The 25,798-nt window shown below is 63.0% G+C and carries 37 protein-coding genes; 35 read left to right on the top strand and 2 right to left on the bottom strand.

From position 1 onward, the window contains the following. Positions 1-26: 26 nt before the first annotated feature. Positions 27-692 carry an O-methyltransferase gene (locus tag RFM41_RS11060; RefSeq protein ID WP_320245254.1) on the top strand — a complete coding sequence of 222 codons (666 nt, stop codon included), beginning with the start codon at positions 27-29 and terminating at the stop codon, positions 690-692. A gap of 33 nt (positions 693-725) precedes the next feature. Here the strand turns inward: RFM41_RS11060 and RFM41_RS11055 are convergent, their stop codons facing one another. Next, positions 726-1,655 (bottom strand): Gfo/Idh/MocA family protein, encoded by a 930-nt coding sequence (locus tag RFM41_RS11055; RefSeq protein ID WP_320245253.1) that lies wholly within the window; start codon positions 1,653-1,655, stop codon positions 726-728. A 72-nt stretch (positions 1,656-1,727) separates the two neighbouring features. Continuing rightward, a complete protein-coding gene (locus tag RFM41_RS11050; protein WP_040983044.1) occupies positions 1,728-2,009 on the bottom strand; it encodes a hypothetical protein in 282 nt (93 codons plus the stop codon). 461 nt (positions 2,010-2,470) lie between these two features. Between RFM41_RS11050 and rpsL the strand changes: the two genes are divergently transcribed. The 34 genes from rpsL (at position 2,471) to RFM41_RS10880 (ending at position 25,635) form a co-directional block, all read left to right on the top strand. Beyond that, positions 2,471-2,842 (top strand): 30S ribosomal protein S12, encoded by a 372-nt coding sequence (rpsL, locus tag RFM41_RS11045; protein ID WP_006202128.1) that lies wholly within the window; start codon positions 2,471-2,473, stop codon positions 2,840-2,842. Between the two features lie 9 nt (positions 2,843-2,851). After that, the gene (gene rpsG / locus RFM41_RS11040) at positions 2,852-3,322 is read left to right on the top strand and encodes a 30S ribosomal protein S7 (protein WP_027170372.1); all 471 of its coding nucleotides are present in this window, start codon (positions 2,852-2,854) and stop codon (positions 3,320-3,322) included. Positions 3,323-3,349: 27 nt separating this feature from the next. After that, complete coding sequence (fusA, locus tag RFM41_RS11035) at positions 3,350-5,440, top strand: elongation factor G (RefSeq protein ID WP_320245252.1); 2,091 nt, start codon at positions 3,350-3,352, stop codon at positions 5,438-5,440. 65 nt (positions 5,441-5,505) lie between these two features. Continuing rightward, on the top strand, positions 5,506-6,681 hold the full coding sequence (tuf, locus tag RFM41_RS11030; RefSeq protein WP_040983039.1) for an elongation factor Tu: 1,176 nt from the start codon (positions 5,506-5,508) through the stop codon (positions 6,679-6,681). A gap of 68 nt (positions 6,682-6,749) precedes the next feature. After that, complete coding sequence (gene rpsJ / locus RFM41_RS11025) at positions 6,750-7,058, top strand: 30S ribosomal protein S10 (RefSeq protein WP_006205468.1); 309 nt, start codon at positions 6,750-6,752, stop codon at positions 7,056-7,058. Positions 7,059-7,118: 60 nt separating this feature from the next. Continuing rightward, positions 7,119-7,835, top strand: coding sequence for a 50S ribosomal protein L3 (gene rplC, locus RFM41_RS11020; RefSeq protein WP_040994615.1), 717 nt, complete (start codon positions 7,119-7,121; stop codon positions 7,833-7,835). Continuing rightward, positions 7,835-8,455, top strand: coding sequence for a 50S ribosomal protein L4 (gene rplD, locus RFM41_RS11015; RefSeq protein WP_320245251.1), 621 nt, complete (start codon positions 7,835-7,837; stop codon positions 8,453-8,455). The genes rplC and rplD overlap by 1 nt, the downstream gene beginning before the upstream one ends. Next, positions 8,452-8,745: a 50S ribosomal protein L23 gene (locus RFM41_RS11010; RefSeq protein ID WP_040983033.1), complete on the top strand. Its 294-nt coding sequence runs from the start codon at positions 8,452-8,454 to the stop codon at positions 8,743-8,745. Before rplD ends, RFM41_RS11010 begins: the two co-directional genes overlap by 4 nt. Before the next feature lie 22 nt (positions 8,746-8,767). Continuing rightward, a complete protein-coding gene (gene rplB / locus RFM41_RS11005; RefSeq protein ID WP_126084116.1) occupies positions 8,768-9,601 on the top strand; it encodes a 50S ribosomal protein L2 in 834 nt (277 codons plus the stop codon). 16 nt (positions 9,602-9,617) lie between these two features. After that, a complete protein-coding gene (gene rpsS, locus RFM41_RS11000; RefSeq protein ID WP_006205463.1) occupies positions 9,618-9,896 on the top strand; it encodes a 30S ribosomal protein S19 in 279 nt (92 codons plus the stop codon). A 2-nt stretch (positions 9,897-9,898) separates the two neighbouring features. Continuing rightward, positions 9,899-10,288, top strand: a complete 390-nt coding sequence (gene rplV / locus RFM41_RS10995; protein ID WP_006205462.1) for a 50S ribosomal protein L22 — start codon at positions 9,899-9,901, stop codon at positions 10,286-10,288. After that, positions 10,288-11,022, top strand: a complete 735-nt coding sequence (gene rpsC / locus RFM41_RS10990; protein ID WP_112129139.1) for a 30S ribosomal protein S3 — start codon at positions 10,288-10,290, stop codon at positions 11,020-11,022. Before rplV ends, rpsC begins: the two co-directional genes overlap by 1 nt. 27 nt (positions 11,023-11,049) lie before the next feature. After that, the gene (gene rplP / locus RFM41_RS10985) at positions 11,050-11,463 is read left to right on the top strand and encodes a 50S ribosomal protein L16 (RefSeq protein ID WP_027170364.1); all 414 of its coding nucleotides are present in this window, start codon (positions 11,050-11,052) and stop codon (positions 11,461-11,463) included. A 12-nt stretch (positions 11,464-11,475) separates the two neighbouring features. Continuing rightward, the gene (rpmC, locus tag RFM41_RS10980) at positions 11,476-11,676 is read left to right on the top strand and encodes a 50S ribosomal protein L29 (RefSeq protein WP_040983026.1); all 201 of its coding nucleotides are present in this window, start codon (positions 11,476-11,478) and stop codon (positions 11,674-11,676) included. A gap of 11 nt (positions 11,677-11,687) precedes the next feature. Continuing rightward, positions 11,688-11,927 (top strand): 30S ribosomal protein S17, encoded by a 240-nt coding sequence (rpsQ, locus tag RFM41_RS10975; protein ID WP_023675136.1) that lies wholly within the window; start codon positions 11,688-11,690, stop codon positions 11,925-11,927. Positions 11,928-12,010: 83 nt separating this feature from the next. Further along, entirely contained in the window at positions 12,011-12,379 is a 369-nt protein-coding gene (rplN, locus tag RFM41_RS10970) for a 50S ribosomal protein L14 (RefSeq protein WP_006205457.1), read from the top strand. 12 nt (positions 12,380-12,391) lie between these two features. Continuing rightward, positions 12,392-12,706, top strand: coding sequence for a 50S ribosomal protein L24 (rplX, locus tag RFM41_RS10965; RefSeq protein ID WP_040983021.1), 315 nt, complete (start codon positions 12,392-12,394; stop codon positions 12,704-12,706). Next, entirely contained in the window at positions 12,699-13,277 is a 579-nt protein-coding gene (gene rplE, locus RFM41_RS10960) for a 50S ribosomal protein L5 (RefSeq protein ID WP_320245250.1), read from the top strand. Before rplX ends, rplE begins: the two co-directional genes overlap by 8 nt. A gap of 26 nt (positions 13,278-13,303) precedes the next feature. Then, a complete protein-coding gene (rpsN, locus tag RFM41_RS10955; RefSeq protein WP_042642199.1) occupies positions 13,304-13,609 on the top strand; it encodes a 30S ribosomal protein S14 in 306 nt (101 codons plus the stop codon). Between the two features lie 12 nt (positions 13,610-13,621). After that, positions 13,622-14,020: a 30S ribosomal protein S8 gene (rpsH, locus tag RFM41_RS10950; protein ID WP_042642201.1), complete on the top strand. Its 399-nt coding sequence runs from the start codon at positions 13,622-13,624 to the stop codon at positions 14,018-14,020. A 90-nt stretch (positions 14,021-14,110) separates the two neighbouring features. Next, entirely contained in the window at positions 14,111-14,644 is a 534-nt protein-coding gene (gene rplF, locus RFM41_RS10945; protein ID WP_042642203.1) for a 50S ribosomal protein L6, read from the top strand. A gap of 138 nt (positions 14,645-14,782) precedes the next feature. Beyond that, a complete protein-coding gene (gene rplR / locus RFM41_RS10940; protein ID WP_140802997.1) occupies positions 14,783-15,145 on the top strand; it encodes a 50S ribosomal protein L18 in 363 nt (120 codons plus the stop codon). A 127-nt stretch (positions 15,146-15,272) separates the two neighbouring features. Beyond that, a complete protein-coding gene (gene rpsE, locus RFM41_RS10935) occupies positions 15,273-15,842 on the top strand; it encodes a 30S ribosomal protein S5 (RefSeq protein ID WP_027046810.1) in 570 nt (189 codons plus the stop codon). 25 nt (positions 15,843-15,867) lie between these two features. After that, a complete protein-coding gene (gene rpmD, locus RFM41_RS10930) occupies positions 15,868-16,065 on the top strand; it encodes a 50S ribosomal protein L30 (protein ID WP_027170355.1) in 198 nt (65 codons plus the stop codon). Between the two features lie 22 nt (positions 16,066-16,087). After that, positions 16,088-16,561 (top strand): 50S ribosomal protein L15, encoded by a 474-nt coding sequence (gene rplO / locus RFM41_RS10925; RefSeq protein WP_320245249.1) that lies wholly within the window; start codon positions 16,088-16,090, stop codon positions 16,559-16,561. Positions 16,562-16,815: 254 nt separating this feature from the next. Beyond that, the gene (secY, locus tag RFM41_RS10920; protein WP_320245248.1) at positions 16,816-18,156 is read left to right on the top strand and encodes a preprotein translocase subunit SecY; all 1,341 of its coding nucleotides are present in this window, start codon (positions 16,816-16,818) and stop codon (positions 18,154-18,156) included. Beyond that, positions 18,153-18,743: an adenylate kinase gene (locus tag RFM41_RS10915; protein WP_320245247.1), complete on the top strand. Its 591-nt coding sequence runs from the start codon at positions 18,153-18,155 to the stop codon at positions 18,741-18,743. Before secY ends, RFM41_RS10915 begins: the two co-directional genes overlap by 4 nt. A gap of 255 nt (positions 18,744-18,998) precedes the next feature. Further along, on the top strand, positions 18,999-19,367 hold the full coding sequence (gene rpsM, locus RFM41_RS10910) for a 30S ribosomal protein S13 (RefSeq protein ID WP_027170351.1): 369 nt from the start codon (positions 18,999-19,001) through the stop codon (positions 19,365-19,367). Between the two features lie 158 nt (positions 19,368-19,525). Next, entirely contained in the window at positions 19,526-19,915 is a 390-nt protein-coding gene (gene rpsK / locus RFM41_RS10905) for a 30S ribosomal protein S11 (protein ID WP_006205444.1), read from the top strand. A 97-nt stretch (positions 19,916-20,012) separates the two neighbouring features. Further along, a complete protein-coding gene (locus RFM41_RS10900) occupies positions 20,013-21,023 on the top strand; it encodes a DNA-directed RNA polymerase subunit alpha (RefSeq protein ID WP_040994640.1) in 1,011 nt (336 codons plus the stop codon). A 104-nt stretch (positions 21,024-21,127) separates the two neighbouring features. After that, the gene (gene rplQ / locus RFM41_RS10895; protein ID WP_320245246.1) at positions 21,128-21,559 is read left to right on the top strand and encodes a 50S ribosomal protein L17; all 432 of its coding nucleotides are present in this window, start codon (positions 21,128-21,130) and stop codon (positions 21,557-21,559) included. Positions 21,560-21,750: 191 nt separating this feature from the next. Continuing rightward, on the top strand, positions 21,751-23,238 hold the full coding sequence (locus RFM41_RS10890) for a DegQ family serine endoprotease (RefSeq protein WP_320245245.1): 1,488 nt from the start codon (positions 21,751-21,753) through the stop codon (positions 23,236-23,238). A gap of 47 nt (positions 23,239-23,285) precedes the next feature. Continuing rightward, on the top strand, positions 23,286-24,596 hold the full coding sequence (locus tag RFM41_RS10885; protein ID WP_320245244.1) for a replication-associated recombination protein A: 1,311 nt from the start codon (positions 23,286-23,288) through the stop codon (positions 24,594-24,596). Positions 24,597-24,807: 211 nt separating this feature from the next. Next, entirely contained in the window at positions 24,808-25,635 is an 828-nt protein-coding gene (locus RFM41_RS10880) for an aspartyl/asparaginyl beta-hydroxylase domain-containing protein (RefSeq protein ID WP_320245243.1), read from the top strand. Positions 25,636-25,798: the final 163 nt, after the last annotated feature.

The following is a 25,798-nucleotide window of genomic DNA, read 5'->3' as shown; positions in this document are numbered from 1 at the left end:
TTGAGCTTTACGAACGAGGAAGAGCCATGAGCAGCAAGACCTGGACGGTTGTCGACGACTATATCGTTTCCTCTCTTTTCGAAGCGGATCCCATTCTGGATGCGGTGCTCAAGGCCAACCGCGATCAGGGCCTGCCGGCGATCGACGTCTCGGCCGCGCAGGGCAAGCTTCTGTCACTGCTGGTGCGCATCCGCGGCGCGAAGAAGGTGCTGGAGGTCGGCACGCTCGGCGGCTACTCGACCATCTGGATGGCGAGGGGATTGCCGGCGGACGGCAAGGTCGTGACGCTGGAGCTCGATCCGCACCACGCCAAGGTCGCGCGCTCGAATTTCGAGCGGGCAGGGGTTTCCGACAAGGTCGACCTGCGGGTCGGTCCAGCGCTGCAGTCGCTCGCCACGCTGGCGGACGAAGGTGCCGATCCGTTCGACCTCATCTTCATCGACGCCGACAAGCCGAACAACCCGAACTACCTGACCTGGGCCATGAAGCTGTCACGCTCAGGCACCGTCGTTGTCTGCGATAACGTCATCCGTGACGGCGCTGTCGTGAAAAAGAACAGCGGCGACGCCAATGTCGAAGGCGCTCGCGCCGCGTTTTCGTTCATCGGCGGCGACAAGCGACTGGACGGCACTGCTATCCAGACCGTCGGCGCCAAGGGCTATGATGGATTCGCGATCGCGATCGTCGAGTAAAGGTCTCGTTCGCCTCGGCGCTTTGCCGCGGCCTCAGTCGAAGAACGCCTCGACCACGTTGCGCTTGCCCAGCATGAAGGCATCGGCGACGTGCTGCAGCGGCGCCAGGTCGACATCCGAATTCCCGGCGCGAATAATCTCGGCGAAGCGCTTGTAAAGCATCGGATATTCGGCTTCCGGCTCCTCGTGGACGACTTTGCCGTCGACGGCGAGCTTCGCGCCGCCGCCCGACAGCACCATCTTGCCCTTGTCGGTCTCTGCCAGGATGTCCCAGCTCTGCGGGCCGGTCTGCAGCCAGTCGAGCTCCATCGTCACCGGCAAGCCGCTGGACGTGCGGAACGCGACATGCGCCGCGACCGGCGCTGCACGGTTCTCCGGAAAATCGAGCACGGCCGAGGTAATGAACATCGGCGGAAGGACGTGGGTGGCGATCGACAGCGCGTTGATGCCCGGGTCGAACACGCCGAAGCCGCCCGGTTCCCAGATCCATTCCTGGTTCGGGTGCCAGCGGCGCACGTCTTCCTTCCAGTTGATGGCGGCCGAGGTCAGTCTGGCCGAGGCGAGAAACGCACGCGCGGCTTCGACCGCCGGCGCATAGCGCGAATGCCAACTGGCGAAGAGCGAGACGCCGTTCTTTTCGGCAAGCGCCTTGAGATGCTCGACCTCGCTGACCGTCGCGCCCGGTGGCTTTTCGAGGAACACATGCTTCTTCGCTTCCAGCGCGGTGCGCGCGGCGTCGTAGCGGAACTGTGGCGGCATGCAGAGCGAGACCGCATCGAGGCCGGGCTCGGCGGCAAGCATCGCTTCGATCGTCGGATAGTTCGCGATGCCGTCGACCTTGCCGTGGCGGCTGGCCGCGGCCGTTAGGTGATAGTTGTCATCCTTGGCGACCGCCGGCAGGTGCTGGTCGCGAACGATCTTTCCCACGCCGACGATGCCGAGCTTGATTGCGTTGCTGGTCATGGGAACTCCGGAAAGGGAAGAGTGGCTGGGTTGTTTGGGGGGTGAGCCGAAGCGACGTGCGCCGGCGCGATATCAGAACGGCTCGTCGAAGGTGACGATCGAGACCTCGCCTTCGAGCGCGCCCTGATAGGCCGACAGATGCGGCTCCTCGTCGGGTTCGCCCTCCATGTCGCCGATCTGGTCGAGCTCGGCCTCCGCGAATCCTTCCGCGGCGAGCGATTCGAGCGCGCGGCGCACGGCAGAATCATCGTCGGGCGCCACCAGCATCACATGCACGCCTTCCGGCTTGCCGCCTTTCTTGCGCCAGACCCGTCCGGTGATGATGGTGACCGGCCGTTCCTCATTGTCGTTCACGGGTTGATTCCTCATTTTCCGGCAGATAGTCCGGTTCAAGCCGCCTTTTGGCACGAAGCAGGCCGGGAAGACAGCCGCAAGCCGGTCACTTTCTTCCTCGCTCTTGAAAAAAGACGCAATAAAATTACATGCGCTTTACGCATGGCTGCCAAGCCCCGAATTGACCGCAATATTTGCCGTTGCGGGGTTGACGGGCAATGGCCTTACGAGTAGAAGCCGCGACGTCAGAACCGATGTGAGACCAGCCTTTCCGAGGCGACGCGCTTTGGAGTTTGTCTCAAACAGGGTTCGTTTTACGAGCGAAAAGACATTTCCGGCGCGCATGAAGCGGCTTCCGCTTCCTCTGCAATTTGTTCGGGCAGGACCGCGAGACGCGGTGTGTTGCCCGAATTCGCGTATGGAAATGACGCTTTGAGCGGCCCTGACAGGGCAGACACGGAATTGAGAGACAAGAGGGTTTAATGCCTACCGTCAACCAGCTGATCCGCAAGCCGCGCCTGGCGCCGGTGAAGCGCAACAAGGTCCCGGCCATGCAGCAGAACCCGCAGAAGCGGGGCGTCTGCACGCGCGTCTACACCACGACGCCGAAGAAGCCGAACTCGGCGCTGCGCAAGGTGGCCAAGATTCGCCTGACCAACGGTTTTGAAGTGATCGGCTACATCCCGGGCGAAGGCCACAACCTTCAGGAACACTCGGTGGTCATGATCCGCGGCGGCCGCGTCAAGGATCTGCCGGGCGTCCGCTACCACATCATCCGTGGCGTGCTCGACACGCAGGGTGTGAAGAACCGCAAGCAGCGTCGTTCGAAATACGGCGCCAAGCGTCCGAAGTAAGGGTTTCCCATGTCCCGTCGTCACAGTGCAGAAAAGCGTGAGATCAATCCGGACCCCAAGTTCGGCGATCTGATCGTCACCAAGTTCATGAACGCCGTCATGTATGACGGCAAGAAGTCGGTTGCCGAGACCATCGTCTACGGCGCGCTGGACCAGGTCCAGGCCAAGACCAAGCAGGAGCCGGTCACCGTCTTCCATCAGGCGCTCGACAATGTCGCGCCGCATGTGGAAGTGCGCTCGCGTCGCGTTGGCGGCGCCACCTACCAGGTTCCGGTCGACGTGCGCCCCGAGCGCCGCCAGGCGCTGGCCATCCGCTGGCTGATCGCCGCCGCGCGCAACCGCAACGAGACCACCATGGTCGACCGCCTCTCGGGCGAGCTGATGGACGCGGCCAACAACCGCGGCACGGCCGTCAAAAAGCGTGAAGACACCCATAAGATGGCGGAAGCCAACCGCGCCTTCGCGCATTACCGCTGGTAACGCGAAAGAGACTGAGAGGCACCTCCCATGGCCCGCGAATACAAGATCGAAGACTACCGCAATTTCGGTATCATGGCGCATATCGACGCCGGCAAGACGACGACGACCGAGCGCGTCCTGTACTACACGGGCAAGTCGCACAAGATCGGCGAAGTCCATGACGGCGCAGCCACCATGGACTGGATGGAGCAGGAGCAGGAACGCGGCATCACCATTACGTCTGCCGCGACCACGACCTTCTGGAAGGGTCGTGACGGCAAGATGCGCCGCTTCAACATCATCGACACCCCCGGACACGTCGACTTCACCATCGAGGTCGAGCGTTCGCTGCGCGTGCTCGACGGCGCCATCGCGCTGCTCGACGCCAACGCCGGTGTCGAGCCGCAGACCGAGACCGTGTGGCGCCAGGCCGACAAGTACCACGTGCCGCGCATGATCTTCTGCAACAAGATGGACAAGATCGGCGCCGACTTCTACCGCTCCGAGGAAATGATCGGTTCGCGCCTCGGCGCGCAGGCTGTCGTCATGCAACTGCCGATCGGTGCCGAGACCGAGTTCAAGGGCGTTGTCGACCTCGTCGAGATGAACGCGCTCGTCTGGCGCGACGAAACCCTTGGTGCTGCCTGGGACGTCGTCGAGATCCCGGCCGACCTCAAGGAAAAGGCCGAGCGCTACCGCGAGAAGATGATCGAGGCCGCCGTCGAGATGGACGAGACCGCGCTCGAGAACTACCTCGAAGGCAAGATGCCGTCGAATGACGAGATCCGCGCGCTGATCCGCAAGGGCACCATCGCGGTCAAGTTCTTCCCGATGTTCTGCGGCTCGGCCTTCAAGAACAAGGGCGTGCAGCCGCTGCTCGACGCCGTCGTCGAATACCTGCCGTCGCCGATCGACGTGCCGGCCATCAAGGGCGTCGACGCCAAGACCGACGCCGAGATCGAGCGTCATGCCGACGACAACGAGCCACTGTCGATGCTGGCGTTCAAGATCATGAACGACCCGTTCGTCGGCTCGCTGACTTTTGCCCGCATCTATTCGGGCAAGCTCACCAAGGGCACCTCGCTCGACAACACGGTGAAGGGCAAGAAGGAGCGCATCGGCCGCATGCTGCAGATGCATGCGAACTCGCGCGCCGACATCGAGGAAGCCTATGCCGGCGACATCGTTGCGCTGGCCGGCCTCAAGGACACGACCACCGGCGACACGCTGTGCGATCCGCTGCACCCGGTCATCCTCGAGCGCATGGAATTCCCCGATCCGGTCATCCAGATCGCCATCGAGCCGAAGACCAAGAACGACCAGGAAAAGATGGGCCTCGCGCTGCATCGCTTGGCGGCTGAGGATCCGTCCTTCCGCGTCAAGACCGACGAGGAATCGGGCCAGACCATCATCGCCGGCATGGGCGAGCTGCATCTCGACATCATCGTCGACCGCATGCGCCGCGAGTTCAAGGTGGAAGCCAATGTCGGCGCGCCGCAGGTGGCCTATCGCGAGACGATCACCCGCACGCACGAGCAGGACTACACGCACAAGAAGCAGACCGGCGGTACCGGTCAGTTCGCTCGCGTCAAGATCATCTTCGAGCCGAACACCGAGAGCGAAGAGTTCGTGTTCGAGTCCAAGATCGTCGGCGGTGCGGTTCCGAAGGAATACATCCCGGGCGTCGAGAAGGGCATCAACAGCGTCATGGGTTCCGGCCCGTTTGCCGGCTTCCCGATGATCGGTGTGAAGGCCACGCTGGTCGACGGCGCCTTCCACGACGTCGACTCCTCTGTGCTGGCCTTCGAAATCGCCTCCCGCGCCTGCTTCAAGGAAGCCGCTCCGCGCCTCGGCGTGCAGCTGCTCGAGCCGATCATGAAGGTCGAGGTCGTGACGCCGGAAGACTATGTCGGTGGCGTCATCGGCGACCTCAACGGCCGTCGTGGTCAGATCCAGGGTCAGGAAGCGCGCGGCGTTGCCGTCGTCATCAACGCGATGGTGCCGCTGGCGAACATGTTCAAGTACGTCGACAATCTGCGTTCGATGTCGCAGGGCCGCGCCCAGTACACGATGCAGTTCGACCACTACGAGCCGGTTCCGACCGCGGTCGCCCAGGAAGTTCAGAAGAAATACGCGTAACTCGAGCGGGTTGCACGAGACCTTAATTCAAGCCCCGCACGGGCAAGCAGGAATGGAGAGATCACATGGCAAAAGGTAAATTCGAGCGCACCAAGCCGCATGTGAACATTGGCACGATCGGCCACGTCGATCATGGCAAGACGTCGTTGACGGCGGCGATCACGAAGTATTTTGGCGAATACAAGCGCTATGACCAGATCGACGCGGCGCCGGAAGAGAAGGCGCGCGGCATCACGATTTCGACGGCGCATGTCGAGTATGAGACGGCCAACCGTCACTATGCCCATGTCGACTGCCCCGGCCACGCCGACTATGTGAAGAACATGATCACCGGTGCCGCGCAGATGGACGGCGCGATCCTGGTTGTGTCGGCCGCCGACGGCCCGATGCCGCAGACCCGCGAGCACATCCTGCTTGCCCGCCAGGTCGGCGTGCCCTCGATCGTGGTGTTCTTGAACAAGGTCGACCAGGTCGACGACGCCGAGCTGCTCGAGCTGGTCGAGCTTGAGGTTCGCGAGCTTCTGTCGAAGAACGAGTTCCCCGGCGACGACATTCCGATCGTCAAGGGCTCGGCGCTGGCTGCTCTCGAAGATTCCAACAAGACCATCGGCGAGGACGCCATCCGTGAGCTGATGGCTCAGGTCGACGCCTATATCCCGACGCCTGTTCGTCCGCTGGACAAGCCGTTCCTGATGCCGATCGAGGACGTGTTCTCGATCTCGGGCCGCGGCACGGTGGTGACCGGCCGCGTCGAGCGCGGCGTGGTCAAGGTCGGCGAGGAACTGGAGATCGTCGGCATCCGTCCGACCGCCAAGACGACCTGCACGGGCGTGGAAATGTTCCGCAAGCTACTCGACCAGGGTCAGGCCGGCGACAACATCGGCGCGCTTCTGCGCGGCATCGACCGTGAAGGTGTCGAGCGCGGCCAGGTTCTGGCCAAGCCCGGCTCGGTGAAGCCGCACAAGAAGTTCGTGGCCGAAGCCTACATCCTGACCAAGGACGAAGGCGGCCGTCACACGCCGTTCTTCACCAACTACCGTCCGCAGTTCTACTTCCGCACGACCGACGTGACGGGCATCGTGACGCTGCCGGCCGGCACCGAGATGGTCATGCCCGGCGACAACATCACTGTCGACGTCGAGCTGATCGTGCCGATCGCGATGGAAGAGAAGCTGCGCTTCGCCATCCGTGAAGGCGGCCGCACCGTCGGTGCAGGCATCGTCGTCACCATCAAGGAATAATTGGACTGCAACGGATCTGTCGCGGGCGCGGGAGCTGCCCGCGCCGCGCCAGAACAAGGAATTGACGCATGAACGGACAGAATATCCGCATCCGCCTTAAAGCGTTTGACCACCGGGTGCTCGACGCCTCGACGCGCGAAATCGTGTCGACCGCCAAGCGCACCGGCGCCAACGTCCGCGGCCCCATTCCGCTGCCGACGCGGATCGAAAAATTCACGGTCAACCGGTCGCCCCACGTCGACAAGAAGAGCCGTGAGCAGTTCGAGATGCGCACGCACAAGCGGCTGCTCGACATCGTCGATCCGACCCCGCAGACGGTCGATGCTTTGATGAAGCTCGATCTGGCGGCCGGTGTCGACGTCGAGATCAAGCTCTAAGGGAATGGAGCGCGGTAAGGGGCGTTGCCCCTGGCCCGGAACTCTAAAGGAATTGAACCGATGCGTTCAGGTGTGATTGCAAAGAAGGTGGGAATGACCCGCATCTATAATGATGCCGGGGAGCACGTTCCCGTCACCGTTCTCCAGATGGAGAACTGCCAGGTCGTGGCTCAGCGCACGCAGGAGAAGAACGGCTACACCGCCGTCCAGCTCGGCGTTGGCCTTGCCAAGGTGAAGAACACGTCGAAGGCGATGCGCGGCCATTTCGCCGCCGCTTCCGTCGAGCCGAAGGCGAAGCTCGCAGAGTTCCGCGTCTCGGCCGACAACATGATCGACGTCGGCGCCGAGCTGACGGTCGAGCATTTCGTCGCCGGCCAGAAGGTCGACGTCACCGGCACCTCGACCGGCAAGGGTTTCCAGGGCGTGATCAAGCGGCACAACATGGGTGGTGGCCGCGCCACGCACGGTAACTCGGTCTCGCACCGCACACACGGTTCGACCGGTCAGCGCCAGGACCCCGGCAAGGTGTTCAAGGGCAAGAAGATGGCCGGCCACATGGGTGACACCCGCGTGACCACGCAGAATGTCGAGGTCGTCTCGACCGACGCCGATCGCGGCCTGATCCTGATCCGCGGCGCGGTTCCCGGCGTCAAGGGCGCCTGGATCCTGGTTCGCGACGCTGCCAAGGCGGCGCTGCCGGCCAACGCGCCGAAGCCCGCCGCGATCCGTGCCGCTGCAGCCAAGAACGAAGCCCCGGCCACTGAGGGAGCGGAATAATGGACCTCAAGATCACAACGCTCGGCGGCAAGGACGCCGGCAAGGTGAAACTCTCCGAGGAGATTTTCGGCCTTGACCCGCGCGAGGACATCCTGCAGCGCGTCGTGCGCTGGCAGCTTGCCAAGAAGCAGCAGGGCACGCACAAGGCCAAGGGCCGCGCCGAGATCGCGCGCACCGGCGCCAAGATGTACAAGCAGAAGGGTACGGGCCGCGCCCGTCACCACTCGGCTCGCGCTCCGCAGTTCCGCGGCGGCGGCAAGGCCCACGGCCCGGTCGTGCGCAGCCACGAGCATGAGCTGCCGAAGAAGGTGCGCGCGCTTGGCCTCAAGCACGCTCTCTCGGCCAAGGCCAAGAGCGCTTCGCTCATCGTCGTCGACGAGCTGAAGCTCGCCGAGGCCAAGACCAAGGCGCTGGCGGCGAACCTCGAGACGCTGGGGCTGACCAACGCCCTGGTGATCGGCGGCGCCGAGCTTGACCAGAACTTCAAGCTCGCCGCGACCAACATTCCGAACATCGACGTGCTGCCCATCCAGGGCATCAACGTCTACGACATTCTGCGCCGCGGCACGCTGGTCCTCTCGAAGGCCGCCGTCGAGGCTCTCGAGGAGCGCTTTAAATGACCGACCTCCGTCACTACGACGTGATCGTCTCGCCGGCGATCACCGAAAAGTCGACCATGGCTTCCGAGCAGAACCAGGTCGTCTTCAACGTCGCCAAGAAGGCGTCGAAGCCGGAAATCAAGGCTGCCGTGGAAGCTCTCTTCGGCGTCAAGGTGACGGCTGTGAACACGCTCGTCCGCAAGGGCAAGATCAAGCGCTTCCGCGGCACGGTTGGCCGCCAGGGCGACGTCAAGAAGGCGGTTGTGACGCTGGCTGATGGCCAGTCGATCGACGTCGCGACGGGTCTCTGAGCAAGGCCGCGAGGACAGGACAATGGCACTTAAGAAATTCAACCCGGTAACGCCGAGCACCCGCCAGCTGGTCATCGTCGACCGCTCGGGCCTCTACAAGGGCAAGCCCGTCAAGGGCCTGACCGAAGGCCTGACCAAGTCGGGCGGCCGCAACAATTACGGTCGCATCACGGCCCGCTTCATCGGCGGCGGCCACAAGCGTTCGTACCGCATCATCGACTTCAAGCGTAAGAAGTACGACGTCGTCGGCACGGTCGAGCGTATCGAATACGATCCGAACCGCACCGCCTTCATCGCGCTGATCAAGTATGACGACGGCGAGCTGTCCTACATCCTGGCCCCGCAGCGTCTGGCTGCCGGCGACAAGATCGTGGCCGGCGAAGCAGTCGACGTGAAGCCGGGCAACGCGATGCCGCTGGCCTCGATGCCGGTCGGCACGATCGTCCACAACATCGAGCTGAAGCCGGGTAAGGGCGGCCAGGTTGCCCGTTCGGCTGGCGGTTACGCCCAGCTCGTCGGCCGCGACCAGGGCATGGCGATCCTGCGCCTGAACTCGGGCGAGCAGCGCGTCGTGCACGGCTCCTGCATGGCGACCGTCGGCGCGGTGTCGAACCCCGACCACGGCAACATCAATGACGGCAAGGCCGGTCGCACCGTATGGCGCGGCAAGCGCCCGCACAATCGCGGCGTGGCCATGAACCCGGTCGACCATCCGCATGGCGGCGGCGAAGGCCGCACCTCGGGTGGCCGTCATCCGGTTTCGCCCTGGGGCAAGCCGACCAAGGGCAAGAAGACGCGGTCCAACAAGGCGACCGACAAGTTCATCCTGCGCTCGCGTCATCAGCGCAAGAGCTAAGAAGAGGTAACGCCAAGTGACTCGTTCGATTTGGAAAGGCCCCTTCATCGACGGCTACCTTCTCAAGAAGGTGGACAAGGTTCGTGAAGGTGGTCGCAATGAGGTGATCAAGATGTGGAGCCGTCGCTCCACCATCCTGCCGCAGTTCGTCGGCTTCACCTTCGGTGTCTACAACGGCCAGAAGCACGTCCCGGTCTCGGTGAACGAGGACATGGTCGGCCACAAGTTCGGTGAATTCGCTCCGACCCGGACCTATTACGGTCACGGCGCGGATAAGAAGGCGAAGAGGAAATAATCATGGGCAAGGCCAAAGCTCCGCGCAGGCTTGCTGATAACGAGGCGCGCGCCGTTCTGCGCACGATCCGTATCAGCCCGCAGAAGCTCAACCTGGTTGCCGCGCTGATCCGCGGCAAGAAGGTCGCGACCGCGCTCTCCGACCTCGAATTCTCGGCCAAGCGGATTTCCGGCACGGTCAAGAAGACGCTGGAATCGGCGATCGCCAACGCGGAAAACAATCACGACCTCGACGTCGACGCTCTCATCGTGGCGGAAGCCTATGTCGGCAAGTCGATCGTCATGAAGCGCTTCCACGCTCGTGGCCGCGGTCGCGCCAGCCGTATCGAAAAGCCGTTCTCGCACCTCACGATCGTCGTTCGTGAAGTCGAGGAAAAAGGGGAGGCCGCATAATGGGCCAGAAAGTCAATCCGATCGGGCTGCGTCTCGGCATCAACCGTACCTGGGATTCGCGCTGGTTCGCGAACACCGGCGAGTACGGCCAGCTGCTGCATGAGGACCTCAAGATCCGCAAGTATCTCGAGAAGGAGCTCAAGCAGGCCGCGATCTCCAAGGTCGTGATCGAGCGTCCGCACAAGAAGTGCCGCGTCACCATCCACGCCGCGCGTCCGGGCCTGATCATCGGCAAGAAGGGCGCCGACATCGAGAAGCTTCGCAAGAAGCTGACCGAGATGACGAAGTCCGAGACGCACCTCAACATCGTTGAAGTGCGCAAGCCGGAAATCGACGCCACGCTGATCGCCCAGTCGATCGCCCAGCAACTCGAGCGCCGCATCGCGTTCCGCCGCGCCATGAAGCGCGCCGTTCAGTCGGCCATGCGTCTCGGCGCCGAAGGCATCCGCATCAACTGCTCCGGCCGTCTCGGCGGCGCCGAAATCGCGCGCATGGAGTGGTACCGCGAAGGCCGCGTGCCGCTGCATACGCTGCGCGCCGATGTCGACTACGGCACGGCCGAGGCGAACACGGCCTACGGCATCTGCGGCGTCAAGGTGTGGGTGTTCAAGGGCGAGATCCTCGAGCACGACCCGATGGCTTCCGAGCGCCGTGCAACCGAAGGCGATGCCGCGCATGGCGGCGGCGGTGCCGGTGGCGAGCGCGAACGCGGCCGTCGTCGCGAGAACGCCTGAGACATTTGAGAATTTGGAGTTAGAACGATGCTGCAGCCAAAGCGCACAAAGTTCCGTAAGCAGTTCAAGGGCCGTATCCACGGTACCGCCAAGGGCGGCACCAACCTGGATTTCGGCGGTTTCGGGCTGAAGGCGCTTGAGCCGAACCGCGTCACCGCGCGTGAGATCGAGGCGGCCCGCCGCGCGATCACCCGCGAGATGAAGCGCGCCGGCCGCGTCTGGATCCGGGTATTCCCGGATCTGCCGGTCACCTCGAAGCCGACCGAAGTCCGCATGGGTAAGGGCAAGGGCGCCGTCGACTATTGGGCGGCGCGCGTGAAGCCTGGCCGCATCATGTTCGAGATCGACGGCGTCAGCGAGGAGACCGCGCGTGAGGCGCTGCGTCTCGGCGCAGCCAAGCTCTCGGTCAAGACGCGCTTCGTGCAGCGCATCGCAGAATAAGGACAGGCGATCATGAAAGCCGAAGACATCCGGACCAAGACCCAGGATCAGCTGACCGACGACCTGGCGGCCCTCAAGAAGGAGCAGTTCAACCTGCGCTTCCAGAAGGCCACCGGCCAGCTCGAGAAGACCGCGCGCGTGAAGCAGGTCCGCAAGGACATCGCGCGCATCAAGACCATTGCCGCGGAAAAAGCCGCGGCCAAGAAGGCTTAAGGACGAGAACCATGCCAAAGCGCATCCTGCAGGGCACCGTCGTCAGCGACAAGAACGAGAAGACGGTCGTGGTCAAGGTCGAGCGTCGCTTCACCCATCCGGTGATGAAGAAGACCGTGCGTATGACCAAGAAGTACAAGGCGCACGACGAGAACAACGCCCACAAGGTTGGCGACCAGGTGTTTATCCAGGAATCGAAGCCGATTTCGAAGGACAAGCGCTGGGTTGTCGTCTCTTCGGATCAGGCTTGATCCGGGCGAACGAACCGAATTTTGGACAGACCGGGGAGGGGTGAAAGCACCCGTCCCGTTAGAAAAGAAGAAGGCGGCCAGTCATGATTCAGATGCAAACAAACCTCGACGTCGCGGACAATTCCGGCGCTCGTCGTGTCATGTGCATCAAGGTGCTGGGCGGCTCGAAGCGGAAGTACGCATCCGTCGGCGACATCATCGTGGTGTCGATCAAGGAAGCCATTCCGCGCGGCCGCGTTAAGAAGGGCGATGTGATGAAGGCGGTCGTGGTTCGCACGGCCAAGGACATCCGCCGCCCGGACGGCAGCGTGATCCGTTTCGACAAGAACGCGGCCGTTCTCGTCGACAATAAGAAAGAGCCGATCGGCACCCGTATCTTCGGACCGGTTCCGCGCGAGCTGCGCGCCAAGAACCACATGAAGATCATCTCGCTCGCGCCTGAAGTGCTGTAAGGAGCCGGACCAATGCAAAAGATCAGAAAAGGCGACAAGGTTGTCGTGCTTGCCGGCAAGGACAAGGGCCGTTCGGGCGAAGTCCTGTCGGTGCAGCCGAAGGAAGACACCGCGGTCGTCCGCGGCGTGAACCTCATTCGCCGTCACCAGAAGCAGACCCAGTCCCAAGAGGGCGGGATCATCACCAAGGAAGCGCCGATCCACCTGTCGAACATCGCGCTGGCCGACCCCAAGGACGGCAAGCCGACCCGCGTCGGCTTCACCATCCAGAAGGACGGCAAGAAGGTGCGCGTCGCCAAGCGTTCGGGAGAAGTCATCAATGGCTAAGGCTGAAACCAAGCAGGCGGCTGCCAAGAACGAGCCGCGCCTCAAGAAGGTCTACAACGAGACCATCCGCAAGGCGCTGCAGGAGCAGTTCGGCTACGACAACGACATGCAGGTTCCGCGCATCGACAAGATCGTGCTGAACATGGGTGTCGGCGAAGCGACCGCCGATTCCAAGAAGCCCTCGGTCGCGGCCGAGGATCTCGCGCTGATCGCCGGCCAGAAGGCCGTCGTCACCCGCGCCCGCAACTCGATTGCAGGCTTCAAGGTGCGCGAGAACATGCCGATCGGCGCCAAGGTCACGCTGCGCAAGGAACGCATGTACGAGTTCCTCGACCGCCTCGTGAACATCGCGCTGCCGCGCGTTCGCGACTTCCGCGGACTGAACCCGAAGAGCTTTGACGGCCGTGGCAACTACGCCATGGGCATCAAGGAACACATCGTGTTCCCGGAGATCAACTACGACAAGGTTGATCAGGTCTGGGGCATGGACGTCATCGTTTGTACGACGGCGAAGACGGACGACGAGGCGAGAGCTCTGCTCAAGGCCTTCAACTTCCCCTTCCGCCAGTAACGGCAGCGAAAAAGGAAAAATCTGAAATGGCAAAGACCAGCTCAGTCGAGAAGAACAACCGGCGCCGCAAGCTCGCCGATCAGTACGCCGCCAAGCGCACGGCGCTCAAGGCCATCATCATGGATCAGTCCAAGCCGATGGAAGAGCGTTTCCGCGCCCAGTTGAAGCTTTCGGCGCTGCCGCGCAACTCGGCCAAGATCCGCATCCGCAACCGCTGCGAAGTGACGGGCCGTCCGCGCGCCTATTACCGCAAGTTGAAGCTTTCGCGTATCGCGCTTCGCGATCTGGGCAATACCGGCCAGATCCCGGGCCTGGTCAAGTCGAGCTGGTAAGGAGACACTGAGATGTCATTGAGCGATCCTCTCGGCGATATGCTGACCCGCATCCGCAACGCCTACGGCCGCAAGAAGTCGAGCGTCTCGACCCCGGCCTCGCGCCTGCGCGCCCGCGTTCTCGAAGTGCTGAAGTCGGAAGGCTATATCCGCGACTACAGCCAGACCGATTTCGAAAACGGCAAGTCGGAAATCGAGATCGAGCTGAAGTATTTCGACGGCGCTCCGGTCGTGCGCGAAATCGAGCGCGTCTCGAAGCCTGGCCGCCGCGTTTATGTCTCTGCCAAGTCGATCCCGCAGGTCGCCAACGGTCTCGGCATCGCCATCCTTTCGACGCCGAAGGGCGTCATGGCCGACCATGAAGCGCGCGAGCAGAATGTCGGCGGTGAGATCCTCTGCCAGATCTTCTGATCGGCCAAGAGATTGATGAATGGGCTTCGGTTCTCGGGATCGCGCCCGGGAACTGGAACCTGAAACCAAAGAAGTGACGAGGACAACAAAATGTCTCGTATCGGAAAGAAACCCGTTTCGCTGCCGCAGGGCGTGACCGCTTCCGTCAACGGCCAGACCGTGACGGCGAAGGGCCCGAAGGGCGAGCTGAAGTTCGTGGTGAACGACGAAGTGCTGGTCAAGATGGAGAACAACGAGATCTCCGTCGAGCCGCGCGACCAGACCAAGACCGCCCGCTCCAAGTGGGGCATGTCGCGCACGCAGATCGTCAACATCCTGCAGGGCGTGAAGGACGGCTTCGAGAAGAAGCTCGAGATCACCGGCGTCGGCTATCGTGCGGCGTTGCAGGGCAAGAACCTGCAGCTCGCGCTCGGCTTCAGCCACGACGTGGTCTATGAGACGCCGCAGGGCATCACCATCACGGTGCCGAAGCCGACCGAAATCACGGTCTCGGGCATCGACAAGCAGCAGGTCGGCCAGGTCGCCGCCGAGATCCGCGAATATCGCGGTCCCGAGCCCTACAAGGGAAAGGGCGTGCGCTATGCCGACGAGCGCATCGTGCGCAAGGAAGGCAAGAAGAAGTAATAGGCTTGGCCCCGAGAAGCTGCAGGCTTTTCGGAAGGGGCCAGGCTCGAGACGTGCAACGCCGCGGGGAGCGGCCGCGGGAGGCTTGGCCTACCGCACAGGGTTGCCCCCGTTTTCTGAAGGCAAGGAACTGACATTATGGCAAGCCCTAAAGAAACCATCCAGCGCCGCGCGCAGCGCGTACGCCGCCAGTTGAAGAAGGTCGCCGGCACGCGTCCGCGGCTTTCGGTGCACCGCACCTCGAAGAACATCTATGTCCAGGTCATCGACGATGCCAACGGCCATACGCTGGCTGCTGCCTCGACGCTCGAGAAGGACCTCAAGGGTTCGCTCAAGACCGGCGCCGACACCGCCGCCGCTGCAGCCGTCGGCAAGCTGATCGCCGAGCGCGCTTCGAAGGCAGGCGTCAAGGAAGTCGTCTTCGATCGCGGCCCGTACATCTATCATGGCCGCGTCAAGGCGCTGGCCGAAGCTGCCCGCGAAGGCGGTCTCAGCTTCTGATGCGTGGTCCCGAAAAGTTGCAGACTTTTCGGACAAGATCATGCAAAGGAAAAGTTCGCCGCCGATGACCCAAAGCGGCATCGGCAAACAGTAACCCGTGCTTCCGGAAAAGAACAAGGACTAGGATATGGCACAGGAACGTAGAGAAGGCGGCCGCGGCCGCGAGCGTGAACGCGAAGAGCGTGACGACGGCATGGTGGACAAGCTCGTCCACATCAACCGCGTCGCCAAGGTGGTGAAGGGCGGCCGTCGTTTCGGCTTTGCTGCTCTCGTCGTCGTCGGCGACCAGAAGGGCCGCGTCGGCTTCGGCCACGGCAAGGCGCGCGAAGTGCCGGAAGCGATCCGCAAGGCGACCGAATCGGCCAAGCGCGACATGATCTTCGTGCCGCTGCGTTCGGGCCGCACGCTGCATCACGACGTCGAGGGCCGCTGGGGCGCAGGGCGCGTTCTGCTGCGCGCCGCCAAGCAGGGTACCGGCATCATCGCCGGCGGCCCGATGCGCGCCGTCTTCGAGACGCTCGGCATGCATGACGTGGTCGCCAAGTCGATGGGTTCGTCGAACCCCTACAACATGGTTCGCGCCACCTTCGACGCGCTGAAGAGCCAGATGCATCCGAAGGATGTGGCTGCCGCGCGCGGCATCAAGTACTCGACCCTTCAGGCCCGCCGCGGCACCGCCGTTGCGGCTGAAGAATAGTCGACGCTGACCAGGGATTTCGACCATGGCCAAGAAAGCTACCAAGACCATCACCGTCGAGCAGATCGGCTCCCCGATCCGCCGGCCGAAGGAGCAGCGCGCGACGCTGGTCGGCCTCGGCCTGAACAAGATGCACAAGCGGCGCACGCTGGAAGATACCCCTTCGGTGCGCGGCATGATCGCCGCCGTCCAGCACCTCGTCCGCGTCGTGGACGAGGCCTGAACGGAAGCGCAGGAGAAGAATGATGAAACTCAACGATCTGCGTGACAAGGACGGCGCCACGCATTCCAGGAAGCGCCTCGGTCGCGGCATCGGCTCCGGCTCGGGCAAGACCGCCGGTCGCGGCGTCAAGGGTCAGAAGGCTCGCTCGGGCGTTGCCATCAACGGCTTCGAGGGTGGCCAGATGCCGCTCTACCGGCGCCTGCCGAAGCGCGGCTTCAACAATCTGTTCGGCAAGAGCTTCGCGGTTGTGTCGCTGGCCAAGATCCAGGCGGCGATCGATGCCAAGAAGCTCGACGCCAAGGCGGCCGTGACGGCCGAGACCCTGGTTGCCGCCGGCGTCATCCGCCGCGCCAAGGACGGCGTGCGCGTGCTGTCCGACGGCGAGCTCAAGGCCAAGCTCTCCTTCGACGTCGCTGGCGCCTCCAAGGCCGCTATCGAGAAGATCGAGAAGGCCGGTGGTTCGGTGAAGCTGCCGGAAGCGGCCGCCGCCGAGTAACGGCGATTTGAAGCGCGGCCGACCGGGATGATTTCGCATTTTCCGTCGAACCGCGCTTTGATCAGATGAATTGGGCGGCCGCGTCAACGCGGCCGCTTGCATGTTTACGGTCCGGAGCTTATCTCGTGAGCTTCGGTGACACGCGCCGCCTGAGCTGCGGCATCGAGCGTGACATGGAAATCAAAAGAAGTAGAGCATGACGTTGTCCGAAAACCGCTCCACACTTTTCGGCATGCTCTAGCGGAGAATCAGGCATGGCTTCGGCTGCTGAACAACTAGCCTCCAATCTGAATTTCGCGGCCTTCGCCAAGGCCGAGGATCTCAAGAAGCGCATCTGGTTCACCGTTGGCGCGCTTCTCGTCTACCGCCTCGGCACCTACATTCCGCTTCCCGGCATCAATCCCGACGCCTTCGCACAGGCCTTCTCCTCGCAGAGCAAGGGCGTGCTCGGCATGTTCAACATGTTTGCCGGCGGCGCCGTGCAACGCATGGCGATCTTCGCGCTGGGCATCATGCCTTACATCTCCGCCTCCATCATCATGCAGCTGATGACCTCGGTCATCCCGTCGCTTGAAGCGCTGAAGAAGGAAGGCGAGCAGGGCCGCAAGATCATCAACCAGTACACGCGCTACGGCACCGTGCTTCTGGCGCTGATCCAGGCCTACGGCATCTCGGTCGGCCTCGAAGGCGGTAACGGCATCGTCAACGATCCCGGCATGTTCTTCCGTATCTCGACCGTCGTCACGCTTGTCGGCGGCACCATGTTCCTGATGTGGCTCGGCGAGCAGATCACCGCGCGCGGCATCGGCAACGGCATTTCGCTGATCATCTTCTCCGGCATCGTCGCCGGCCTGCCGCGGGCGATCTCCGGCACGCTGGAGCTCGGCCGCACCGGCGCGCTGTCGACGGGCCTCATCCTCGCGATCATCGTTCTGGCCATCGTCGTCATCGCGCTGATCGTCTTCTTCGAGCGCGCGCAGCGCCGGCTGCTCATCCAGTATCCGAAGCGCCAGGTCGGCAACCGCATGTTTCAGGGCGATACCTCGCATTTGCCGCTGAAGCTCAACACCTCGGGCGTCATCCCGCCGATCTTCGCGTCTTCGCTGTTGCTTCTGCCGGCGACCGTCGCCGGCTTCTCGCAGGCGACCAACTTGCCGGCCTGGGCAAGCACGGTCCTGGCCTCGCTCGGCCACGGTCAGCCGCTCTACATGATCTTCTATGCGAGCATGATCGTCTTCTTCGCCTTCTTCTACACGGCGATCGTCTTCAACCCGAAGGACACGGCCGACCAGCTCAAGAAGCATTCCGGCTTCATCCCGGGCTATCGTCCGGGCGAGCGCACGGCCGAATATATCGACTATGTTCTGACGCGTATCACCGTCGTCGGCGCCATCTACCTGGTGCTGGTATGTCTGCTGCCGGAGTTCCTGATTTCGGCGACTGGCGTACCTTTCTATCTCGGTGGCACATCGCTTCTGATCGTGGTCAGTGTCACGCTCGACACGGTGGCGCAGATTCAGGGCCACCTGATCGCGCACCAGTATGAGGGCCTGATCAAGAAGTCGAAGTTGCGCGGGGGTAAGAGGAGCAGATGAGGCTGATATTGCTTGGGCCGCCAGGAGCGGGCAAGGGGACGCAAGCACAAAGACTGGTAGAACAACACGGCATTCCCCAGCTCTCGACGGGTGACATGCTGCGTGCCGCCGTCCAGGCCGGAACCGAGGTTGGCAAGCGTGCCAAGGCGGTGATGGATGCCGGTGAGCTGGTCTCGGATGCAATCGTCAACGCCATCGTCGCCGAACGTATCGATCAGCCGGATTGCGCCAGGGGTTTCATCCTCGATGGCTATCCGCGCACGCTGGTCCAGGCCGACGCGGTCGAAGCGATGCTTGCCGAGCGCGGTATTGCGCTCGACACCGTCATCGAGCTGGTCGTCGACGACAAGGCGCTGGTTGGCCGAATTGTCAAACGCGCCGAGGACGCCAAGGCCGCCGGCCAGCCGGTGCGCAAGGACGACAACCCGGCGGTGTTCGAGGAACGCCTGCGCGAATACTACAAGAAGACGGCGCCGCTGACTGGCTACTACTACGCCAAAGGTAAGCTCAAGACCGTCGACGGCATGGCCAGTATCGATGGTGTGACTACCGAGATCGGCAAGGTGCTCGCGGCCGCGGCGAAGTAGGCCGGGCCGACAATTAGAGATTGTGCTTGGCGACAATCGAAGGTCGCGCTTGCGACAATTGAAGATTGCGCTTGACTGGAATGGGCCGTTGGGGTATGGCGGCCCGTCTTCCTATCAGGCATGGACTTTGCTTGCCCTTTCGGGCAAGGCATCCGCTTTGAACCAGGAAACTCCCGCAAGGGCCGGCCTCCACCGGACGCGGGGCAACTTTGACAGCGCCGGGCACGCCCGGCCCACATGGAGAAAGAGAAGAAGATGGCTCGTATAGCCGGCGTCAACATTCCGACCAACAAGCGCGTCGTCATTGCGCTTCAGTACATTCACGGCATCGGCAAGAAGTTTGCCCAGGAGATCGTCGACAAGGTCGGCATCCCGGCGGACCGCCGCGTCAACCAGTTGACCGACGCGGAAGTACTGCAGATCCGCGAGACGATCGACCGCGACTACCAGGTCGAGGGCGACCTGCGCCGCGAAGTCTCGATGAACATCAAGCGGCTGATGGACCTCGGCTGCTACCGCGGCCTGCGTCACCGCCGCTCGCTGCCGGTCCGCGGCCAGCGCACGCATACCAATGCGCGCACCCGCAAGGGCCCGGCCAAGGCGATCGCCGGCAAGAAGAAGTAATTAGGGGAATAAGGGAGTAGGGGAGTAAGGCAGTAGGGAATAGTCCGAGAATCGGATCGTTCATTTCCCTACTCCCTTACTGCCTTATTCCCCTACTCCCTTACCAAGGTGGAGCCGCTGGCATTACGGCGGTGTAGAGATCAACTGAAAGGACTACCATGGCCAAGGAAGCCGCTCGTGTTCGCCGTCGCGAACGCAAGAACATCTCGTCGGGCGTTGCCCACGTCAATTCGACCTTCAACAACACCATGATCACCATCACCGACGCGCAGGGCAATTCGATTGCCTGGTCGTCGGCCGGCGCGCAGGGCTTCAAGGGTTCGCGCAAGTCGACCCCTTTCGCTGCCCAGATGGCCGCCGAGGACGTCGCCAAGAAGGCGCAGGAACACGGCATGCGCATGCTCGAGGTCGAGGTCTGCGGACCCGGCTCCGGCCGTGAATCGGCCCTTCGCGCGCTGCAGGCAGCCGGCTTCACCATCACCTCGATCCGCGACGTCACGCCGATCCCGCACAATGGCTGCCGTCCGCGCAAGAAGCGCCGCGTCTGATTTTTAAGCGCCGCGCGAACGCCACGGCGTTCCTCCGCGGTTTTCCGTGTCGCCCGCCACGATTGGATGGTGGCGGGGCAAAGGAAGGAAGACATTTATGATCCAGAAAAACTGGCAGGAACTGATCAAGCCGAACAAGATCGAGTTCTCGTCGAAGAAGAAGACGCTGACCACGCTGGTGGCCGAGCCGCTCGAGCGCGGCTTTGGCCTGACGCTTGGCAACGCGCTGCGGCGCGTGCTTTTGTCTTCGCTGCGTGGCGCGGCTGTGACCGCCGTGCAGATCGACGGCGTGCTGCATGAATTCTCGTCCATCGCCGGCGTGCGCGAGGACGTGACCGACATCGTGCTCAACATCAAGGAAATCGCCATCCGCATGGAAGGCGATGGTCCCAAGCGCATGGTCGTGCGCAAGCAGGGCCCGGGTGCGGTGCTCGCCGGCGACATCCAGACTGTGGGAGACGTCGAGATCCTCAACCCCGACCACGTCATCTGCACGCTGGACGAGGGCGCCGAGATCCGCATGGAGTTCACCGTCGACACCGGCAAGGGCTATGTACCGGCCGAGCGCAACCGCGCAGAGGACGCGCCGATCGGCCTGATCCCGGTCGACAGCCTTTATTCGCCCGTCAAGAAGGTCTCCTACAAGGTCGAGAACACCCGCGAGGGCCAGGTGCTCGACTATGACAAGCTGACCATGACCATCGAGACCAATGGCTCGATCTCGGGCGAGGACGCGGTGGCTTTCGCCGCTCGTATCCTCCAGGACCAGCTCGCGCTGTTCGTCAACTTCGACGAGCCGCAGAAGGAAGTCGCCACCGAAGCCGTCACCGAGCTCGCCTTCAACCCGGCGCTGCTCAAGAAGGTCGACGAGCTCGAGCTTTCGGTGCGTTCGGCCAACTGCCTGAAGAACGACAACATCGTCTATATCGGCGACCTGATCCAGAAGACCGAAGCCGAGATGCTGCGCACCCCGAACTTCGGCCGCAAGTCGCTGAACGAGATCAAGGAAGTGCTGGCAGCCATGGGCCTCCATCTCGGCATGGAAGTGCCGGACTGGCCGCCGGAAAACATCGAAGACCTCGCAAAGCGTTACGAAGACCAATATTGAGCATGAATTCCAAGGATCGGCGGCGTGAGCCGCCCGATCCGACGGTCATGCGGAAAACCATCAGAGGCCGTGGCCTCTTGAACAACTGAAGAAGGAAAAGAGCCATGCGCCACGGTTTCAAAGGCCGTCGTTTCGCCCGCAGCATCAGCCACCGCAAGTCGATGTTCGCCAACCTCGCCGTGTCTCTGATCGAGCACGAGCAGATCGTCACCACCCTGCCGAAGGCGAAGGACCTGCGTCCGATCGTCGAGAAGCTCGTCACGCTCGGCAAGCGCGGCGACCTGCACGCCCGTCGTCAGGTCATCGCCCAGATCGGCAACGAGCCGGTCGTGAAGCGCCTGTTCGACACGATTGCGCCGCGTTACGCGCAGCGCAACGGTGGCTATCTGCGCATCATGAAGGCGGGCTTCCGCAAGGGCGACAACGCCGCCATGGCGGTCATCGAGTTCGTCGACCGCGACACCTCGGCCAAGGGCGCCGCCGACTGCGCCCGCCTCGAGGCGGAAGGCGCCAATGAGGAAACCGCGGCCGCCTGAGGTCGCGGCTTCGTCAATGACTTCAAGGGGCCTACGGGCCCCTTTTGCATTTGGAGCCGGTTTGAGCCGGGTGATCGAAATTTCGCGCCCAGGCTCAAGCTTTTGCGCGACAAGTGTCGCATTTGTGTGCATTAGCCTTTCATTCTGCACATTCGTCAGGACAATGGCGCCCGATCTGGAGGGATTCGAAAATGCACCTCAAACGACTGTTTCTTGTTGCCGCGCTGTCCGTCTTTGCCGCGGCACCGGCCGCAAGGCAGGCTTTTGCCGAGGATGCCGCCAAGCCGGCCGATCCGGGCCTCTCCGATGTGCTTACCGATCTCCTGCATGGCGTCGAGGGCGAGAACGGCACGTCCGGCCCCGACAAGCGCGTGCCGTTCGGCCGTGAGCAGGTCCAGCTCTCTTTCGCGCCGCTGGTCAAGCAGACGGCACCGGCCGTCGTCAATGTCTATGCCTCGCAAACCGCCAAGGTGACGTCGCCCTTCGAGGGCGATCCCTTCTTCGAGGAGTTTTTCGGCCGCGCCCAGCCGCACGCGCAGTCCTCGCTGGGCTCGGGCGTGCTGGTCGATCCGAGCGGCGTCATCGTCACCAACTTCCACGTCATCAAGGACGCAGACGAGGTGAAGGTCGCGACTGCCGACGGACGCGAATTCACCTCCAAGGTCATGCTCAAGGACGAGACGCTCGATCTCGCCGTGCTCAAGATTTCGGCCGACAAGCCGTTTCCGGTGGTCGCCATCGGCGATTCCGACGCGCTTGAGGTCGGCGACCTTGTGCTCGCGATCGGCGATCCGTTCGGCGTCGGCCAGACCACCACCAGCGGCATTGTCTCGGCGCTCGCCCGCAGCCATATCGGCGTTTCGGATTCGGGCTATTTCATCCAGACCGATGCCGCCATCAATCCCGGCAACTCGGGCGGCGCGCTGATCAACATGGGCGGCCAGCTGGTCGGCATCAACACGGCGATCTACAGCCGCAGCGGCGGCTCGATCGGCATCGGCTTCGCCATTCCTTCGAACATGGTGCGCGCCTTCGCCGACGCTGCCAAGGCCGGGCTCGACTTCTTCGAGCGTCCCTATATCGGCGCCGAATTCGAAATGGTGACGCCGCAGATCGCAGAGTCGCTTGGCATGGAGAAGCCGACCGGCGCATTGGTATCGTCCGTGGACGCCACTGGGCCGGCGGGCAAGGCGGGGCTCAAGGCAGGCGATGTCATCCTGTCGCTCAACAACACGCCGGTCGAAAGCATCGAGGCGCTCGACTATCGCATGGCGACGCTGTCGATCGGCACCAAGGCGACGTTCGCCGTGTTGAGCAAGGGGCAGCAGGCGACGCTGGAAATCCCGCTGGAGCGCGCGCCTGAAGGCGCCAAGCCCAGCGAAGTCACCTTGCGTGGCCGCAGTCCCTTTTCCGGTGCCAAGGTGGGGGAACTGTCGCCCAGGCTTGCCCAGCGGCTTGGCCTGCGCACCGATCTCAAGGGCGTCACCGTCATCGATATCAGCCGCGATTCGCCGGCAGCCGATTTCGGCTTCCAGCCCGGCGATATCGTGCGCGAGGTGAACGGCACCACCATCGACACCGCGGCGACGCTGGCACAGGTTGCCCAGCAGGACACGCGCTGGTGGCGCTTTACCGTCGAGCGCGGCGGGCAGATACTGCGCCAGGTGTTGCGCTACTGAGGCGGTCTTCCCATCTCTGAAGATCGCGTTTCAACCAAAAGACTTGCATGGCCGATCTGTTCAGTTCCGATGAGCCGGAAAAGGCGCCGCCCGGGCGGCCGCTGGCCGACCGGCTGCGCCCCAAAAACCTCGGCGAGGTCGTCGGCCAGGAGCACCTGACCGGCCCCGACGGCGCACTGACTAGGCTGATCGATTCCGGTTCGCTCGGCTCGATGATCTTCTGGGGTCCGCCCGGCACCGGCAAGACGACGGTGGCGCGGCTGTTGGCCGGCGAGACCAACCTTGCCTTCGAGCAGATCTCTGCCGTGTTTTCGGGCGTAGCGGACCTCAAGAAAGTGTTCGAGGCGGCGAAGCTCAGACGCGCCAACGGCCGCCAGACGCTGCTCTTTGTCGACGAGATCCATCGCTTCAACCGCGCCCAGCAGGACGGGTTCCTCCCCGTGATGGAGGACGGCACGGTGGTGCTGGTCGGCGCCACCACCGAAAACCCGTCCTTCGAGCTGAATGCAGCGCTTCTGTCGCGAGCGCGCGTGCTGGTTTTCCGTTCGCTGGGCGAGGAAAGCATCGCCAAGCTTCTGGCACGGGCGGAAGAAACCGAGGGCAGGGCGCTGCCGCTCGACGACGAGGCGCGCGCGATGCTGATCCGCATGGCCGACGGCGACGGCCGCGCCTCGCTGACGTTGGCTGAGGAAGTCTGGCGCGCCGCCAAGAAAGGCGAGGTGTTCGGCCCGGAGGGCCTGCAGCGCGTCATCCAGCGCCGCGCCCCGATTTACGACAAAGGCCAGGATGGCCATTACAATCTGATCTCGGCGCTCCATAAGTCGGTGCGCGGCTCCGATCCGGATGCGGCGCTCTATTATCTTGCCCGCATGTTCGATGCCGGCGAGGACCCGCTCTATCTCGGCCGCCGGCTGGTGCGCATGGCGGTGGAGGATATCGGGCTCGCCGATCCTCAGGCGCTTGTCGTCGCCAATGCGGCCAAGGACGCCTATGACTATCTCGGCTCGCCCGAGGGCGAGCTCGCCTTCGCCCAGGCCGCCGTCTATCTGGCCACCGCGCCGAAATCGAACGCTGTCTATACAGCCTTCAAGGCCGCGACCGCGGCGGCCAAGGAGTTAGGCTCGCTGCTGCCGCCCAAGCACATCCTCAATGCGCCGACCAAGCTGATGAAGCAGGAGGATTACGGCGCCGGCTATCGCTACGACCATGACGAGCCGGACGCGTTTTCAGGCCAGGATTATTTCCCGGAGAAAATGGGCCGGCACACTTTCTACGACCCGCCGGAACGCGGTTTCGAGCGCGATATCCGCAAGCGGCTGGAATACTGGGCAAAACTGCGCAGCGAACGGAACAGCTGAGTTGCACGGCCCGGCGATCGGCACCTCGGAGTCAGCCGGTTGAGCGTTGAGATAAGTGGAGTTGCAACTTCAAATATTTATGTAGGCCGCCTGATGGGCCTGCGCGGCGGCATTGTGCCGGGTAACAAAAAATCCTATCAAGACGCACGGCTGGCGGGGGTCGCCGTGATTTTGGCTCATGGAACAGGATCGCGCTCCCGCGCGAACGACAATGACAAAGCAAACCGTCAAGACGCTCCGCAAGGCCGCCATCGCGGTCGTGGTTCTCGCGCTCGCCTTCTACTTCATCCCGATCCTGACCGCCATCTGGGTCGTCTGCGGCCTGATCGATGTCATGCGCAACGACCAGAAGAACCGGAACCTGTTCGAGCGCTATTTCCTCGGCAATGGCCTGTTCACCTGGTTGCTGTCGCCGTTCAACCTGATCGTCGACCTTCTCTGCTACCGCAACCCCGGCGTCTGGAAGCCAGAGCAATTCCCCGAGGACTATCAGCGCGAGATCAACGAAGTGCTGGGCGTCTTCAAGGCCCGCAAGGACGAGATCATCGCCGACATCGACGCCAATTTCGGCGCCGGCCGGCGCGGCATGTATGTCTACCAGTGGTACGGCAAGCACAAGATCGACAACGTTCCTGAATTCAACAAGGACTACAAATACATCAAGACGATCGCCGTATCCGTTTTCAGCAAGCGCGAATCCACGTCCTGGCATTTCGGTCCGCTCCGGCTCAGCCTGCGCATCCTCTACAATCTGATTCCGGTGCAGGCCGAGATTTTCGTCCAGTGCGGCAGCAAGAAGAACTACTGGTACGACAACCCGCTGTTCATCTTCGACGACACGCTGTTCCACCGCTCGGTCAACGAATATGACGGCCGCCGCTACTGCGTCTTCGTCGACATCATCCGGCCGTCTCCGTTCCCGAGGCTGATCGCGGGCCTTCTCTCCATCGTCTCGGTCAGCGTGGAGCGCATCAATTCCGTCTTCTACAAGAACTGGAAGATGATCGGCTCGTCCAAGCCGAAGGCCGCCGCCAACTGATCACGGTGCCTTCTCGTTGTCGCGGTTCGGCCGACATCCGGTCGAACCGGCGGACCCACTCTTGAACCAACGTCGTATAGCGCCGACAGGCTCCGACCGCTAAAACTCTTCCATAGGATATATCCAGATGGATATAACGACGAGCGGAAGGAGGCCCGCTCGC

It is taken from the genome of Mesorhizobium vachelliae (assembly GCF_033977325.1).
In the GTDB taxonomy this organism is placed as follows: domain Bacteria; phylum Pseudomonadota; class Alphaproteobacteria; order Rhizobiales; family Rhizobiaceae; genus Mesorhizobium; species Mesorhizobium vachelliae.
The sequence above is the reverse complement of the archived record's forward strand: the minus strand, read 5'-3'. Positions and strand labels throughout refer to the sequence as shown.

Excerpts from the sequence above, each read along its gene's own strand:
- RFM41_RS10885 (WP_320245244.1), top strand. The coding sequence starts at position 23,286 with ATGGCCGATCTGTTCAGTTCCGATGAGCCGGAAAAGGCGCCGCCCGGG.
- rplE (WP_320245250.1), top strand. The coding sequence starts at position 12,699 with ATGGCTAAGGCTGAAACCAAGCAGGCGGCTGCCAAGAACGAGCCGCGC.
- rplF (WP_042642203.1), top strand. The coding sequence starts at position 14,111 with ATGTCTCGTATCGGAAAGAAACCCGTTTCGCTGCCGCAGGGCGTGACC.
- rpsH (WP_042642201.1), top strand. The coding sequence starts at position 13,622 with ATGTCATTGAGCGATCCTCTCGGCGATATGCTGACCCGCATCCGCAAC.
- rpsC (WP_112129139.1), top strand. The coding sequence starts at position 10,288 with ATGGGCCAGAAAGTCAATCCGATCGGGCTGCGTCTCGGCATCAACCGT.
- rpsJ (WP_006205468.1), top strand. The coding sequence starts at position 6,750 with ATGAACGGACAGAATATCCGCATCCGCCTTAAAGCGTTTGACCACCGG.
- RFM41_RS10915 (WP_320245247.1), top strand. The coding sequence starts at position 18,153 with ATGAGGCTGATATTGCTTGGGCCGCCAGGAGCGGGCAAGGGGACGCAA.
- rplX (WP_040983021.1), top strand. The coding sequence starts at position 12,392 with ATGCAAAAGATCAGAAAAGGCGACAAGGTTGTCGTGCTTGCCGGCAAG.
- rpsM (WP_027170351.1), top strand. The coding sequence starts at position 18,999 with ATGGCTCGTATAGCCGGCGTCAACATTCCGACCAACAAGCGCGTCGTC.
- RFM41_RS10880 (WP_320245243.1), top strand. The coding sequence starts at position 24,808 with ATGACAAAGCAAACCGTCAAGACGCTCCGCAAGGCCGCCATCGCGGTC.
- fusA (WP_320245252.1), top strand. The coding sequence starts at position 3,350 with ATGGCCCGCGAATACAAGATCGAAGACTACCGCAATTTCGGTATCATG.
- rpsG (WP_027170372.1), top strand. The coding sequence starts at position 2,852 with ATGTCCCGTCGTCACAGTGCAGAAAAGCGTGAGATCAATCCGGACCCC.
- rpsE (WP_027046810.1), top strand. The coding sequence starts at position 15,273 with ATGGCACAGGAACGTAGAGAAGGCGGCCGCGGCCGCGAGCGTGAACGC.
- rplB (WP_126084116.1), top strand. The coding sequence starts at position 8,768 with ATGGCACTTAAGAAATTCAACCCGGTAACGCCGAGCACCCGCCAGCTG.
- rplV (WP_006205462.1), top strand. The coding sequence starts at position 9,899 with ATGGGCAAGGCCAAAGCTCCGCGCAGGCTTGCTGATAACGAGGCGCGC.
- rplN (WP_006205457.1), top strand. The coding sequence starts at position 12,011 with ATGATTCAGATGCAAACAAACCTCGACGTCGCGGACAATTCCGGCGCT.
- rplO (WP_320245249.1), top strand. The coding sequence starts at position 16,088 with ATGAAACTCAACGATCTGCGTGACAAGGACGGCGCCACGCATTCCAGG.
- rpmD (WP_027170355.1), top strand. The coding sequence starts at position 15,868 with ATGGCCAAGAAAGCTACCAAGACCATCACCGTCGAGCAGATCGGCTCC.
- RFM41_RS11010 (WP_040983033.1), top strand. The coding sequence starts at position 8,452 with ATGACCGACCTCCGTCACTACGACGTGATCGTCTCGCCGGCGATCACC.
- rpsK (WP_006205444.1), top strand. The coding sequence starts at position 19,526 with ATGGCCAAGGAAGCCGCTCGTGTTCGCCGTCGCGAACGCAAGAACATC.
- rplQ (WP_320245246.1), top strand. The coding sequence starts at position 21,128 with ATGCGCCACGGTTTCAAAGGCCGTCGTTTCGCCCGCAGCATCAGCCAC.
- rplD (WP_320245251.1), top strand. The coding sequence starts at position 7,835 with ATGGACCTCAAGATCACAACGCTCGGCGGCAAGGACGCCGGCAAGGTG.
- RFM41_RS11055 (WP_320245253.1), bottom strand. The coding sequence starts at position 1,655 with ATGACCAGCAACGCAATCAAGCTCGGCATCGTCGGCGTGGGAAAGATC.
- tuf (WP_040983039.1), top strand. The coding sequence starts at position 5,506 with ATGGCAAAAGGTAAATTCGAGCGCACCAAGCCGCATGTGAACATTGGC.
- RFM41_RS10890 (WP_320245245.1), top strand. The coding sequence starts at position 21,751 with ATGCACCTCAAACGACTGTTTCTTGTTGCCGCGCTGTCCGTCTTTGCC.
- RFM41_RS11060 (WP_320245254.1), top strand. The coding sequence starts at position 27 with ATGAGCAGCAAGACCTGGACGGTTGTCGACGACTATATCGTTTCCTCT.
- rplP (WP_027170364.1), top strand. The coding sequence starts at position 11,050 with ATGCTGCAGCCAAAGCGCACAAAGTTCCGTAAGCAGTTCAAGGGCCGT.
- rpsL (WP_006202128.1), top strand. The coding sequence starts at position 2,471 with ATGCCTACCGTCAACCAGCTGATCCGCAAGCCGCGCCTGGCGCCGGTG.
- rplC (WP_040994615.1), top strand. The coding sequence starts at position 7,119 with ATGCGTTCAGGTGTGATTGCAAAGAAGGTGGGAATGACCCGCATCTAT.
- rpmC (WP_040983026.1), top strand. The coding sequence starts at position 11,476 with ATGAAAGCCGAAGACATCCGGACCAAGACCCAGGATCAGCTGACCGAC.
- rpsQ (WP_023675136.1), top strand. The coding sequence starts at position 11,688 with ATGCCAAAGCGCATCCTGCAGGGCACCGTCGTCAGCGACAAGAACGAG.
- RFM41_RS10900 (WP_040994640.1), top strand. The coding sequence starts at position 20,013 with ATGATCCAGAAAAACTGGCAGGAACTGATCAAGCCGAACAAGATCGAG.
- rplR (WP_140802997.1), top strand. The coding sequence starts at position 14,783 with ATGGCAAGCCCTAAAGAAACCATCCAGCGCCGCGCGCAGCGCGTACGC.
- rpsN (WP_042642199.1), top strand. The coding sequence starts at position 13,304 with ATGGCAAAGACCAGCTCAGTCGAGAAGAACAACCGGCGCCGCAAGCTC.
- secY (WP_320245248.1), top strand. The coding sequence starts at position 16,816 with ATGGCTTCGGCTGCTGAACAACTAGCCTCCAATCTGAATTTCGCGGCC.